Annotated in this window: 10 protein-coding genes; 8 read left to right on the top strand and 2 right to left on the bottom strand. The window is 70.0% G+C overall.

Annotated features, from left to right (window positions below; genetic code table 11):
• Together ABZ552_RS31655 and ABZ552_RS31650 are read left to right on the top strand one after the other, a co-directional pair.
• Positions 1 to 1116 carry a dihydrodipicolinate reductase gene (locus tag ABZ552_RS31655; RefSeq protein ID WP_357441575.1) on the top strand — a complete coding sequence of 372 codons (1116 nt, stop codon included), beginning with the start codon at positions 1 to 3 and terminating at the stop codon, positions 1114 to 1116.
• Between the two features lie 31 nt (positions 1117 to 1147).
• A complete protein-coding gene (locus ABZ552_RS31650; protein ID WP_281874213.1) occupies positions 1148 to 2374 on the top strand; it encodes a cytochrome P450 in 1227 nt (408 codons plus the stop codon).
• Between the two features lie 52 nt (positions 2375 to 2426).
• Here ABZ552_RS31650 and ABZ552_RS31645 read toward each other — a convergent pair whose 3' ends face one another.
• Entirely contained in the window at positions 2427 to 3791 is a 1365-nt protein-coding gene (locus ABZ552_RS31645; protein WP_281874211.1) for a cytochrome P450, read from the bottom strand.
• Positions 3792 to 3939: 148 nt separating this feature from the next.
• Between ABZ552_RS31645 and ABZ552_RS31640 the strand changes: the two genes are divergently transcribed.
• Positions 3940 to 5139, top strand: a complete 1200-nt coding sequence (locus tag ABZ552_RS31640) for an MCE family protein (RefSeq protein WP_357441573.1) — start codon at positions 3940 to 3942, stop codon at positions 5137 to 5139.
• Here ABZ552_RS31640 and aztA read toward each other — a convergent pair.
• Positions 5136 to 5822 carry a zinc ABC transporter ATP-binding protein AztA gene (gene aztA, locus ABZ552_RS31635; protein WP_357441571.1) on the bottom strand — a complete coding sequence of 229 codons (687 nt, stop codon included), beginning with the start codon at positions 5820 to 5822 and terminating at the stop codon, positions 5136 to 5138. The genes ABZ552_RS31640 and aztA overlap by 4 nt on opposite strands.
• 57 nt (positions 5823 to 5879) lie before the next feature.
• Here aztA and aztB point away from each other — a divergent pair, with 57 nt between their 5' ends.
• From aztB to ABZ552_RS31610, 5 genes are all read left to right on the top strand, one after another.
• Positions 5880 to 7883 carry a zinc ABC transporter permease AztB gene (gene aztB, locus ABZ552_RS31630; protein WP_357441569.1) on the top strand — a complete coding sequence of 668 codons (2004 nt, stop codon included), beginning with the start codon at positions 5880 to 5882 and terminating at the stop codon, positions 7881 to 7883.
• Positions 7880 to 8797, top strand: a complete 918-nt coding sequence (aztC, locus tag ABZ552_RS31625) for a zinc ABC transporter substrate-binding protein AztC (RefSeq protein WP_357441567.1) — start codon at positions 7880 to 7882, stop codon at positions 8795 to 8797. The genes aztB and aztC overlap by 4 nt, the downstream gene beginning before the upstream one ends.
• Before the next feature lie 31 nt (positions 8798 to 8828).
• On the top strand, positions 8829 to 9992 hold the full coding sequence (gene aztD, locus ABZ552_RS31620) for a zinc metallochaperone AztD (RefSeq protein ID WP_281874202.1): 1164 nt from the start codon (positions 8829 to 8831) through the stop codon (positions 9990 to 9992).
• Positions 9993 to 10075: 83 nt separating this feature from the next.
• Entirely contained in the window at positions 10076 to 10984 is a 909-nt protein-coding gene (gene bla / locus ABZ552_RS31615) for a class A beta-lactamase (RefSeq protein ID WP_281874201.1), read from the top strand.
• A gap of 241 nt (positions 10985 to 11225) precedes the next feature.
• Entirely contained in the window at positions 11226 to 13061 is a 1836-nt protein-coding gene (locus ABZ552_RS31610) for a hypothetical protein (RefSeq protein ID WP_357441565.1), read from the top strand.
• Positions 13062 to 13335 lie beyond the last annotated feature (274 nt).

Below are 13335 nucleotides of genomic sequence, written 5' to 3'. Positions count from 1 at the left end.
ATGATCCGGGTGATCCAATGGGCGACCGGCGGGGTCGGACGGGCCGCCATCGAGGGCATTCTCGACCATCCCGAGCTGGAACTGGCCGGAGCCTGGGTGCACAGCGCGGACAAGGACGGTATGGATCTGGGCGAGCTGGTCGGACGCCCGCCAGTCGGGGTGCGCGCGACCACCGACGCCGACCGTCTGCTCGCCACACCGGCCGACTGCGTGCTGTACAGCCCTTTCCTGGCCGACACCGAGACGGTGCGCGCCATCCTGCGCTCCGGCAAGAACATCGTCACCCCGCTGGGCTGGTTCCATCCGCGCCCCGCGGAGCGGCAGCGATACGACGAGCTGTGCCGCGCCGCCGGAGTGACATTGCACGGCACCGGCATACATCCCGGCGGCATCACCGAGAAGATCCCGCTGGTGGTGTCGGCGCTGTCGGGACGGATCACCGCGGTCCGCGCCGAAGAGTTCTCCGACATCCGCACCTACGGCGCGCCCGAGGTGGTCCGGGACTGGATGCTGTTCGGCGCGACGCCGGAGCAGGCCGCGACCAGCGTCATGGCCGACGTGCTCGCGGGCGGCTACGGCCAGTCGGTCCGGATGATCGCCGAAGCGCTGGGCATGGTGCTCGACGAGCAGGTGCGGGTGACGCACGAGACGGCGGTGGCCACCGCGCCGATCGATTCGCCGATCGGCCCGATCGCGCCGGGACGCGTCGCCGCCCAGCGCTTCCGCTGGCAGGGAACCGTCGGCGGCGCGCCGGTGATCACGGCCGCGGTGAACTGGTTCATGGGCACCGAGAACCTGGACCCGCCGTGGACCTTCGGACCGGCGGGTGAGCGCTACGAGGTCGAGATCGTCGGTGATCCCGGTGCGACGGTGACGTTCACCGGCATGCATGCGCACAGCGCCGCCGCCGGTCTGGTTCGTAACCCCGGCATCGTCGCCACGGCCATGCACTGCGTGAATTCGATTCCCTACGTGGTCGCCGCCCCGCCGGGTGTGCGGACCTATCTCGAACTGCCGCTCGTGGCGGGGCGCGCCGCCGCATCGTTGCGCGGGGCCGCCTGCGACGCGTCCGCGGCGGCCGAACCCGGCGCCGCGCGGCGAACTTCGCCGCGCTGACCGGCGTGCCCGTTTCATCTAGGAGGTAGCAATGGCAGCACCGGCATTACCGGTCGGATGGGACTTCACCGACCCGGCGCTGTGGGAGAACCGCAGTCCGGTAGCGGAATTCGCGCAGCTGCGCCGGACCGCCCCGGTGTGGTGGAACGCGCAGTCCGACGAGTCCTCCGGAGGGTTTCGCGACGGCGGCTACTGGGTGGTCAGCAAGCTCGCCGACATCAAGGAGATCTCGAAGCACCCGGAGCTGTTCTCCTCGGAGCGCAAAGGGGCCATCATCCGCCTGCCCGGTGACATCACGCCGGAGCAGATGTCGCTCACCGGCGCCCTGCTGGTGAACATGGATCCGCCCAAGCACTCCAAGATCCGGCGGATCATCTCCAAGGGCTTCACCCCGCGCGCGGTGGAGAGCCTGCGCGCCGCGCTGACCGAACGCGCCGCGCGGATCGTGCACGAGGCCAAGAAGTCCGGCAGCGGCGACTTCGTCGAACAGGTCGCCTGCGAACTGCCGTTGCAGGCGATCGCCGAGCTGCTCGGTGTGCCGCAGGCGGATCGGCGCAAGCTGTTCGACTGGTCCAACCAGATGCTCAACTACGACGATCCCGAGTACGGCGATCCCGCCATGGCCTCCACGGAGATCCTCGGCTACGCCTGGAACATGGCCGAGCAGCGGCGCGCCTGCCCGGTGGGGGACATCGTGAGCGAGCTGGTGCACGCCGATGTGGACGGTGAGGCGCTCGGCTCCGACGAGTTCGGCTTCTTCGTCATCCTGCTCGCTGTGGCGGGCAACGAGACCACGCGCAACGCCATCACGCACGGGATGAAGGCGTTTGTCGACCATCCCGAGCAGTGGGAGGTCTACCGGCAGCAGCGCCCGCGCACCGCACCCGACGAGATCGTCCGGTGGGCCACCCCGGTGACCGCCTTCCAGCGCACCGCGACGCAAGACCTGGAACTCGGCGGGCAGCACATCCGGCAAGGCCAGCGGCTCGGATTGTTCTACAGCTCGGCGAATTTCGACGAGGCGGGCTTCACGGATCCGTTCACGTTCGACGTGCTGCGCGATCCGAATCCGCATGTGGGCTTCGGTGGCACCGGCGCTCACTATTGCGTGGGCGCGAACCTGGCGCGACTGGAGATCGATCTGATGTTCAACGCCATCGCCGACGCGATGCCCGATCTGCGGGAGGTCGCCGAGCCCGTGCGGCTGCGGTCCGGGTGGATCAATGGCATCAAGAGCTGGCACGTGCGCTACGAGTAGATCCGGGCGGGCTCCCCGTCACCGACGGGGAGCTCACGGCCCGGCCGCGCTGTCAGCCGTTGACGTCCCTGCGGCGCCTGCGGTAGCGGACGGTGCAGGGCTGGGCGAGTTGCACGACCATCTTGGAGTGATCGTTGCGGTAGCTGTCCGACGGCTGGGTCATCTCGAACTCCCAGTCCCGCAACAGCAACGAGAAGATCGCCTTCAGCTGCATCAGCGCGAACGCCGCGCCGACGCAGCGGTGGCGGCCCGCGCCGAACGGAATCCAGGTCCAGCGGTTGACCAGGTCGGCCTGATTGGGATCGATGTAGCGGCCCGGATCGAAGGCGTCCGGATCGGGGAAGTCCTCCGGGATCCGGTTCGAGATCGCGGGCGTGGCGGCGACGTGGTCACCCGGCTCGATCCGATGCCCGCAGACGTCGAATTCGCCGCGCGCCACCCGCATCAGGATGATCAGCGGCGGATGCAGACGCAGCGTCTCCTTGAGCACGGATTCCAGCACCGGGATCTGGCGCAGCGCGCCGAAGCTGATGTCCGAGCCGTCGGCGTAGAGCTCGTCGAGTTCGGCGACCACGCGGCCGAGCACCTCGGGGTGGCGCAGCAGTTCGATGATCGTCCAGGCCGCCGTGCCGGAGGTGGTGTGATGACCGGCGAACATCATGGAGATGAAGATGCCGGTGATCTCGCTGGCGCTGAAGCGCGGTGCCCCGTCGTCGCCCGGGATCGAGATGAGCACGTCGAGCATGTCCCGGTCGTCCTTGCCGGTGGGCGGGTCGGCGGCCCGCCGATCCATGATCGCCTGGACCAGTTCGACCAGCTCGGCTCGCGCCTGGTCGCGCCGGCGGAAGCTCTCGATCGGGGCGTACGGGTCGACGTAGGCGAGGGCGTCGGTGCCGCGTTCCAGGTCGTGGTACAGATGGGCGAAGCGGTCGTCGAGGTCGTTGCGGAATTTCACCCCGATCAGGCAGGCCGAGGACGTGTAGATGGTCAGCTCGGCGAAGAAGTCCAGCAGGTCGATCTCGCCTTCGTCGCCCCAGCGCGCGAGCATCCGCTCGACCTCGCGGGCGATGGTCGCGGCGTGCCCGCGCATGTGCTCGGCGCGCAGCGCCTGGTTGTGCAGCATCTCCTTGCGGCGTTCCGGGCTGGCGTCGAAGACGACGCCCTCGCCGAAGATGGGCTTCATGAAGGGGTAGGCGGCGGCCTGGTCGAGGTCGTCGTCGCCGGCGCGGAAGAAGAATTCGTTGGCCTCCGCGCCGGACAGCAGGATGACCTGACGCCCGGCCAGGTCGAACGAGCCGACGTCGCCGCACTCCGTGCGGACCCGGCGCATGAGCCCGATCGGGTCGACGCGGAACTCCTCCAGATGACCGTGCTCGTGGTCGCCTCCGGATACCCGCCGTGGTTTCACCAGAGTCATTGGAAATCCTTCCCCAGATAAGTGTCCAAGTTTTATGATGGACACGTGTCTGGACAGTACTACGGTTAGCGAGCGTCCGGCAAGACGCGGCCGCCGTCGCGCACGCCGGACGCCATGGCCGCGGGATGCGTGATCGGTGGATTCGACGATGAATTTCGGCAGGCAGACAATGCTGGTGACGTGGCGGCTCCTGCGGTTGAAGATCGCGGGCGCGGTGCTGATCCTGCTCGTCACCACGGTCGTCGTGGTCGCGGTGACGATGTACGCCGGGCGTTTCCGTGCGACGGTGCCCCTCACCGTCGAGACGTCGCGTACGGGACTGGTGCTCGACACCGACGCCAAGGTGCGCATGCGGGGCGTCGAGCTCGGCAGGGTGGACGCCGTGGAATTCCACGGTGATCGGGCGCGTCTGCGTCTCGCGCTCGATCCCGAACTGCTGCGGCTGGTGCCCGCGAACGCGACGGTGGACATCCGCTCCACCACCGTATTCGGCGCGAAATACGTGAATTTCGTCGTGCCGAGCATGCCCTCGCCGACTCCCATGCGCCCCGGATCGACGATCCGCGCGGAATCGGTGACGGTGGAATTCAACACGCTGTTCCAGCGTCTGAGCGACATCCTGGCGAAGGTCGAACCGGGAAAGCTCAACGCCACCCTGGCCGCGTTGGCCGCCGCGCTACAGGGACGCGGCGACCGGCTGGGCGATCTGCTCGCGCGCGCGGACGACTACCTGCGGCAGATCAACCCGAGCCTGCCCGCGCTGCGGCGTGATCTCTCCGCCGCCGGGCAGGTCACCGGCCTCTACGCCGACACCGCCCCGGATCTGCTGCGCACGGCGGACAACGCCACCGCGACCGGCCGGACGGTCGCCCAGGACGCGGAAGACCTGGACGCCGTGCTGCTCAGCCTCATCGGCCTGGCCGACACCACCCGGTCGACGCTGACGGCCGACGAGCGGGACCTCACCGCGGTGCCTGCGATCCTGCGACCGACCGCTTCGCTGCTCGACACGTATTCACCTGTCCTGTACTGCGTCGTGGTCGGCATCGCGACAGCGCTTCCCGCGGCCGAGGCCATCATCGGCGGTAACAAACCCGGGGCCATCTTCAACGCGAGCTTCATGTACGGGGCGCAGCCCTATGAATATCCGGACGACTTGCCGAAAGTGAACGCGACCGGGGGGCCGCGCTGCGGCGGGATCCTGGACCGGGTTCCCGGCAGCCACGCCGACTATGTGGTCACCGATACCAACGAAGGCGCCCCGTTCACCCCGTCCACCACGATTGCGCCCAACGCGCCCAAGGTCTTTCAGATCCTCTTCGCCGGAATGCCCGGCGTGCCGCGCTAGTCGACCGTCTCGTGGAGGCTTCCGCGCAGGACCGTGTGCGGATCGCCCTCGCCGATGACTCGGCCGTCCCGCAACAGCAGACAGTGGTCGGCGCGCAGGGCGTCCTCGCGGCTGTGTGTCGCGTGGACGACCGTCACGCCCTGCGCCCTGACGTGGCGGATCGCCTCGGTGATCTCCTGCCGGGCGGTGGCGTCCAGGCCGGTGGCCGGTTCGTCGAGCAGGAGCAAGTCGGACTCCTGCGCGAGTGCCTGTGCGAGCAGCGCGCGTTGACGCTGACCTCCGGAGAGGGTGTCGAGCCTGCGCTCGGCCAGGTCGGCGATGGCCATCCGGTCCAAGCACGCGCACACGACGGCGCGATCCTGCCGGGTGAGACGCCGCCATGCGCCGCGGTGCGCCCAGCGCCCCATGGCGACCGTCTCGCGGACGGTGATGGGCAGGGTCGCGGGTACCGCACTGTGTTGCACGACGAACGCCGGCCGCCGCAGATGTGCCCGGTGAACGGTGCCCTCGGTGGGCGTGATGACTCCGGCCAGGACCCCGAGCAGGGTGGATTTGCCGGAACCATTGGGTCCGACGAGGGCGGTCACTCGCACGGCCGGGATCGCGGCGCTGAACGCGTGCAGCACGGGACGTCCTCGATAACCGGCCGTCACCTCGGCGACGTCGACAGCGGGCGGCGGCATGCGGGCTCCGATCAACTCATTGAAATGAAAACCGTTATCATTGTAGAGTGCTGCCTCATGGAGTGGTTGGCCCCGTTCGAGGTGTCGTTCGTGCAGCGGGCGCTGTGGGGCGGATTGCTCGTCTCATGCCTGTGCGCGCTGGCGGGCACCTGGGTGGTGGTGCGCGGCATGGCGTTTCTCAGCGACGCGATGGCGCACGGCATGCTGCCCGGCGTCGCGATCGCCGCGTTGCTCGGCGGAAACCTGCTGGTGGGCGCGGCTTTCAGCGCCGCGGCCATGGCGGCCGGAGTCTCCGTGCTCGGCCGCGGCACCAGGTTCGCCGCGGACACCGGTATCGGACTGCTGTTCGTCGGGATGCTGTCCGCGGGCGTGATCATCGTGTCGCGATCGCCCTCGTTCGCGGTCGATCTGACCGGCTTCCTCTTCGGTGACGTGCTCGCCGTCGGTGAGCGGGACCTGTGGTATCTGGCGGCGGCTTCGGTGCTCGCGGCGGCGATCTCGCTGCTGGGCTACCGAGCGTTCGTCGCGCTCACCTTCGACTCGCGCACCGCGCACACCCTCGGACTGCGGCCCCGCCTGGCGAACGTGGCGCTGATCGCCCTGGTGACCCTGGCGATCGTCGCGTCGTTCCACATCGTCGGCACACTGCTGGTCTTCGGCCTGCTCATCGCCCCGCCCGCGGCGGCCGTCTACTGGGTGCACCGCATCCCGCTGATCATGCTCACCGCCGCGGCGCTCGGCGCGCTGGCCACCTTCGCCGGACTGCTGATCTCGTGGCACGCGCGCACCGCCGCGGGAGCGACCATCGCGGCGACCGCGGTCGCCCTGTTCTTCGTCTCGGCGCTGTCGTCCTGGCTTCGTGACCGGATCCGCTCCTTCCGCGTGACCCCGAAACCACTGGCGCTCGCGCTGGCGCTTGCCGCGATCATGCCCCTGATCGGTTGCGGGACAGACCAAGCCGCGCCCGCCGCGCCCGCTCCGCACGGGTACGTGGCGGGTGCGGAGGAGACCGACGAGGCGCAGCCGCGTCTCATCGCCGCCGACACCGTCACCGGCGCCGTGCGGGTGGTCGACCTCGTCACCGAGGACGTCCAGGATCTCGGCCGGATGGCAGGCGTCGACCGGGTGACCGCCGACGGGCGCTTCGCGTTCCTGTCCGCCCGCGACGGGGCGCGGATCGTGGACGCGGGCGCGTGGACGGTCGACCACGGCGACCACGTGCACTACTACCGCGCACCCACCCGCGATCTCGGCGAGCTCACCGGTGGCCGGATATCCGCCGTGCATGCCGACAGCGCGGTCACGGCAGTGGCTTTCGAAACCGGTGGCACCACACTGCTGGATCGGTCCGCGCTCGGCGCGGGGTCGCGGACGGAGCGCGGTGCGATCGCGGACGGAGCCGCCGTGCCGTACGCCGAGCGTCTGCTCGTGGCCGTGCCGGCCGGTGGGCGGATCGAGGTCCGCACCCGGGACGGCGCGCCCGCCGAGGTGCTCGCGCAGCCGTGCCCGCATCCGCGCGGCTCGGCGGTGACCAGGCGGGGCGTCGTCTTCGGCTGCGCCGACGGTGCTTTGCTGGTGACGGCGCGGAACACGGTGTTCACCGGCGAGAAGATCCCCTACCCGCAGGGCACCGCGGACGACGAGCGCGCGGTCGAGTTCTTCCATCGGCCCGGCAGCGCGACGCTGGTGGCCGAGGCCGGACGGCGTGGCGTGTGGGTGCTCGACGTCAGGAGCAAGACCTGGACCGTCGTGGCGACCGGTCCGGTGGTCGCGGCGAACACGGCGGGGGAGGGCTCCGCTCTGCTGACCCTCACCGCCGACGGCTTCCTGCACGGCTACGACGTCGCGTCCGGCCGCGAGTCCGCCCCGGCGCGCCCGCTCATCGCGCCGGTGCCCGACGGCGCGCCCTCGCCGCGGATCCTGGTGGACGAACACCGCGCCTACGTCAACGATCCCGCCGCGCGGGCGATCCACGAGATCGACTACACCGACAACCTGCGCACGGCGCGCACGTTCCGCCTCGACATCGCGCCCACCTCGATCGCGGAGACCGGCCGATGAGACACGCTGCCCGCTGGTTCGCGCCGCTCGTCGTCGCGCTGCTCGCGCTGACCGGATGCTCGATCGCAGGCGCGGACCGCGACCGCGTCGTTGTCACCACCAACATCCTCGGCGACCTCACCCGCGCCGTCGCGGGCGACGCGGTCGAGGTCACGGTGCTCATGCCGGCGAACGCGGACCCGCACTTCTTCGCCGTCTCCGCGCAGCAGGCGGCCGAGCTCGAACGCGCGAGCCTGATCGTCTACAACGGTCTCGGCCTCGAGGAGAGCGTGCTGCGCAATGTCGAGGCGGCCGAGCAGGACGGGGTGGCGAGCGTAGCCGTCGGCGCGGCGATCGACCCCATCGGCTATACGACGGAGGATGCGGACGGGAGGCCGGATCCGCACTTCTGGACCGATCCGCGTCGCGTGCGCAGGGCGGTGGAGGTCATCCGGGACCGGATCGTCGACCGGGTTCCCGGCGTGGACGCCGCGGCCGTCCGCGCCGGAGCCGATCGCTACCTCGCCGAACTCGACCGGCTCGAGCGCTGGATGACCGAGCGGTTCGCCACGATCCCCGCCGAACGGCGGAAGCTGGTCACCAACCACCACGTCTTCGGTTACCTGGCACGGCGATTCGGCTTCGAGGTGGTCGGCGCGGTGGTCCCGGGCGGAACCACGCTCGCGTCACCGAGCCCGTCGGATCTTTCCGCCCTCGCAGGAACCATCCGCGCCGCCGGGGTGGGCGCGATCTTCGCCGACTCCTCGCAACCCGACCGCTTGGCCCGCGTGCTGGCCGAGCAAGCCGGTGTGCGCGTGCAGGTCATCTCCCTGTACTCCGAATCCCTCACCGAACCGGGCGGCGGTGCGGGCACCTACCTGGAAATGATGCGGGCCAACACGGAGGCGATCGTGCGCGGCCGCGCTGCCCCTTAGCGCCCAACCACCAACGAAGACGGAGTTACTCATGCCCGTTCGGTCACGAACCACGACATCGTCCGCTCTGATCGGCTTGCTGACCGTCGTGCTCGCCGGTTGCGGCGCCGACGCTTCCCCGGAAACGGAAGACCGGCGCGCACCGATCGCCGATCCCGTCGCGATCACCTACGACGGCGGGATCCACGTACTGGACGGAAACAGTCTCGCACTCGCGGCCACGGTCGAGCTCGACGGCTTCAACCGGCTCAACCCCGCGGGGGACGACCGTCACCTGATCGTCTCGACCAACGAGGGCTTCCGCGTCTTCGACGCCGCCACAGCCGAATTCACCGGCACCGACTTCCCCGGACCCCACCCCGGGCACGTGGTCCGGCATGCCGGACGCACGGTGCTGTTCAGCGACGGCACCGGCGAAGTCGTCGCGTTCGATTCCGCCGATCTCGCCGGCGGGCGGCCGGGGACCTCCACCTACCGCGCCGCCGCCCCGCACCACGGCGTCGCGATCGAACTCGCCGGCGGCGACCTCGTCGTCACGCTCGGCACCGAGGAGAAGCGGACCGGAATCGTGGTGCTCGACAAGAACCGTGCCGAGAAGGCGCGCAACGAGGACTGCCCCGGCGTGCACGGGGAGGCGACGGCCGCGGGCGAGGCCGTGGTGATCGGCTGCGAGAACGGCGTGCTGATCTACCGCAACGGCGTCATCGCCAAAGTGACCAGCCCGACCGAGTACGGCCGGATCGGCAACCAGGCGGGCAGCGAAGTCTCGCCCGTCGTCCTCGGGGACTACAAGCAGGACAAGGACGCCGAACTCGAACGCCCGCAACGCGTCTCGCTGATCGACACGGCCACCGGCGCGTTGCGCCTGGTCGATCTGGGCACCAGCTACACCTTCCGCTCACTGGCCCGCGGCCCGCACGGCGAAGCGCTGGTCCTGGGCACCGACGGCCGCATTCACGTGATCGATCCCGGTGCGGGCGCCGTCGTGCGCACCATTCCGGTGACGGGCCCCTGGCAAGAGCCGCTGGAATGGCAGAAGCCCCGTCCCGCGCTGTTCGTCCGCGGCGGCACCGCATACGTCTCGGATCCCGCCGCGAAGCAGATCCACCGCGTCGACCTGGCCACCGGAGCCAAGACGGCGAGCGTCACGCTGCCGAGCACACCGAACGAAGTGAGCGGCGTGGTCGGGCACTGACGCGGGGCTCTCGTCGGTGGGGACGCAGGATAATCACCGTGGCCTGCTGGGTGCGCACCTGTGCCCCGAGTGAAAGGACGCGTATGCCATCGCCGCCCTGGAGAATCGGCCGTCGAGCGCTGTTGACCGCGGCGGCGCTGATACCGCTGGCCGGGTGCGCTACGGACCAGGCGTCGTCCTCCTCCGCTCCCGCGGTGCGGGCGGACGAGCGCCACGAACGCCTGATCGAACTGGAACGAAAGTTCGACGCTCGCTTGGGGGTCTACGCCCGCGCCACGGGGACGGGCGCCACCATCGCCCACCGCGCGGACGAACGATTCGCGTTCTGCTCGACCTTCAAGGGTGTGGCCGCGGCGGCGGTGTTGCAGCGCAACCCGCTGTCGCACTTGGATACCGTCGTCACCTACACCCGGGACGACCTGCTGAAGAACGCCTCCGTCACCCCACGCCACCTGGATACGGGTATGACGATCCGGCAACTGTGTGACGCCGCGATCCGCTACAGCGACGGCACCGCGGGCAATCTCCTGCTTCGCGATCTGGGTGGCCCCGCCGAGTTGACGGCGTACGCGCGGAGTCTGGGCGACACGGTCACCCGGATGGACCGGATCGAGCCCGCGATCACGGAAGCCACCCCGGGAGACCCGCGCGACACGACTTCGCCGAGGGCGTTCGGCGAGCTGTACCACCGCATCGTGGTGGGCGACGCGCTGCCGCCCGACAAACGTGACTTCCTGCGCGACCTGATGGAACGCAACGCGACCCCGGCCGGAGCCCAGCGGATCCGGGCCGGCGCACCGCAGGGCTGGACGGTGGCCGACAAGACCGGGACCGGTGACTACGGCACCCTCAACGACATCGCGATCGTGTGGCCCCCGGCTTCCGCGCCCCTCATCGTCGCCGTCATGTCCAGCAAGGCCGCCCGAGACGCCTCGTACGACCAAGCCCTCCTCGCCGAAGCCGCCGCGTACGTCATGGAAACTCTCACCTAGCGGGCTGACGCGGTAGTCGACCGAGTGCGGGTCCCGCTCGAAGGCGACCTCGACCGAGATCGACCTCCCGTGGACCGGCATCGCGGGCAGCGTCGCGCTGATCGAGGCGTTGCCGGCCGACACGGCATTGGACATCGAGGAAGTGCAACCGTCGAGTGACCTGTCGTATCGGCGGGACCGGCAGTTCCCGTAGCCGCGCGGGGACGGATCCGCGGCCCGACCGCCGCTACGGTGGGATGGCATGGACACCGCTGTGCTCACCGAGCCGGAGTCGCCGCGCGTCCCTCGGGCGACGGCGCGGGGCCGGTTCCGGAGGATTCCGCACGTGCGGCCGGTAGTCGTCGTGGCCGGTTGCCTGCTCGTGTTGCAACTGGCGATCCGCTGGTGGGTGGCCGCCAGCGGCTACTTCTATTGGGACGATCTCATCCTGGTCGGCCGCGCGGCCCGATTCGGGTTGTGGTCGACGGACCTGCTGCTGTACGACCACGACGGGCACTTCATGCCGCTGGCCTTCGCGATCGCATGGGCGGTGAACGCGGTGGCGCCGCTGGTCTGGGCGGGTCCCGTGGTGGTGCTGCTGCTCATGCAGCTCGGCGCGTCGGTTGCCGTGGTGCGCATGCTGCTGCTCCTCGCGGGCCCTCGATGGCCCATCTTGTTTCCGCTGGTCTTCTACCTGTTCTGCCCTCTGACGATCCCGGCGTTCGCCTGGTGGGCCGCCGCGCTGAACGCCGTGCCGCTGCAGTTCGCCCTCGCCTGGGTGATCGGCGACGCGGTGCTGCTGGTCCGGACCGGGCGGCGCCGGTACGCGCTGTCCGGGATCGCGGTGTCGGCGCTGGCGCTGCTGTTCTTCGAGAAGTCCGCGGTCGTGCCGTTCGTCGCGTTCGCCGTCGCGGCGCTGGCCCGCTACGTCGACGGCGGCGCGAACCCGATTCGGGTGGTGGCGCGACGGGGCGCGCCGCTGTGGGCCGGGGCGGGCGCGGTCCTGGCCTGCTGGTCGATCGCCTATCTCGTGGTGGTCGACGGTCCCGGCTTGCCCGACGGGTGGGACGAGTTGCGCGACCTGCTGCCCGGCGCCGCGTCGCTGGGGATCGTGCCGGCCCTGTTCGGCGGGCCCTGGGTGTGGGAGCGGTGGCTACCGTCCACGCCGTGGGCGGATCCGCCCGGGTGGGCGGTGGTAGCGGCCTGGCTCGCGCTGGTCGCCGTCGTGGTGGTGACGATGCGCGCCCGGCAGCGGATCGCGGCGGTCTGGCTGACGGCCGCGGCCTACGTCCTGATCGCGCAGCTGGCCGTGGCGCTGGCCCGCGGCGGACCGAACACCGCGGGGGAGTTGATGCAGTCGCTGCGCTATTTCGCCGACACGGCGGTGGTACTGGCGGCCGCGGGTGCGCTCGTGCTGCGGGCCCGTCCCCGGCCGTCCCGGGGACCGGCACTCCCGGGTCGGCCCGTGACTGTCGCCCTGACAGTGGTGTTCGTCGTCAGCAGTCTCTGGTCCACCTGGACCTTCGTGCGGTCGTGGCGCGTCGGGCCGACCGAGTCCTATATCACCACCGTGAAATCGGGCCTGAGCGCGTGGGACGGCGCGCCCCTGCTCGAGCAGGAAGTGCCGTGGAATGTGCTGAATCCCTTGGCCTATCCGCAGAATCTGACCAAGAATGTGCTGGCGCCCGTGGCCGCCCCCGGCACGTTCGCGGACTCGACACCGCACCTGCGGATGATCACCGACAGCGGCGCGATCGTCGACGCGGCGGTCTGGTGGAACCGGATCATCCTGCCCGGACCGGAGCCCGGCTGCGGGCACCGCATCGACGGCTCCGCCCCGGCGCGCCTGCCGCTCGACGGCCCGATGCTCGACAACAAATGGACAGCGCAACTCAACTACCTCGCCAGCCGCGACGGCCGGATCACCGTCGCGCTGGAACACGGCGAAGCGGTCACGGCGCCGGTCCGGAAAGGCCCGAACACCGTGTTCGTTCGTCTCATAGGCAGCGGGTCCGCACTCCGGATCGCCGCCACGACACCGGACTTGAACCTGTGCGTCGGCGTCGGACCGATCGGTGTCGCCTCCTACGACAACTGAACCGCCACACCGTTTCCGGTGCCGCGCGATCGTCCGGCCGCCGCGCGACCCACTTCGCCTGCTCCCGCGTCCCGATCGCGTGGGGCGTGGCTGCGGTTGAGCCTGAACGCACGGGGAGATGTCTGATGACCTCCACGGTGCTGAAGATTTCCTCACCTGAGCCTTGACGATGATTTCGTCGTAGTTGATGATTTCATCGGATGCCGTGGTGACGGAGACGGTGACGAGCGTCGACGGCTCGGTCCGCTTCCCCGTCCGGACAAGTGAGGACTTC

Source organism: Nocardia sp. NPDC019219, assembly GCF_040632645.1.
Classification (GTDB): Bacteria; Actinomycetota; Actinomycetes; order Mycobacteriales; family Mycobacteriaceae; genus Nocardia; species Nocardia sputorum.
The sequence above is the reverse complement of the archived record's forward strand: the minus strand, read 5'-3'. Positions and strand labels throughout refer to the sequence as shown.

Bases quoted from the DNA above. Each gene is read 5' to 3' on its own strand.
- ABZ552_RS31655 (WP_357441575.1), top strand. From the start codon at position 1: ATGATCCGGGTGATCCAATGGGCGACCGGCGGGGTCGGACGGGCCGCC.
- ABZ552_RS31650 (WP_281874213.1), top strand. From the start codon at position 1,148: ATGGCAGCACCGGCATTACCGGTCGGATGGGACTTCACCGACCCGGCG.
- ABZ552_RS31645 (WP_281874211.1), bottom strand. From the start codon at position 3,791: ATGACTCTGGTGAAACCACGGCGGGTATCCGGAGGCGACCACGAGCAC.
- ABZ552_RS31640 (WP_357441573.1), top strand. From the start codon at position 3,940: ATGAATTTCGGCAGGCAGACAATGCTGGTGACGTGGCGGCTCCTGCGG.
- aztA (WP_357441571.1), bottom strand. From the start codon at position 5,822: ATGCCGCCGCCCGCTGTCGACGTCGCCGAGGTGACGGCCGGTTATCGA.
- aztB (WP_357441569.1), top strand. From the start codon at position 5,880: ATGGAGTGGTTGGCCCCGTTCGAGGTGTCGTTCGTGCAGCGGGCGCTG.
- aztC (WP_357441567.1), top strand. From the start codon at position 7,880: ATGAGACACGCTGCCCGCTGGTTCGCGCCGCTCGTCGTCGCGCTGCTC.
- aztD (WP_281874202.1), top strand. From the start codon at position 8,829: ATGCCCGTTCGGTCACGAACCACGACATCGTCCGCTCTGATCGGCTTG.
- bla (WP_281874201.1), top strand. From the start codon at position 10,076: ATGCCATCGCCGCCCTGGAGAATCGGCCGTCGAGCGCTGTTGACCGCG.
- ABZ552_RS31610 (WP_357441565.1), top strand. From the start codon at position 11,226: ATGGACACCGCTGTGCTCACCGAGCCGGAGTCGCCGCGCGTCCCTCGG.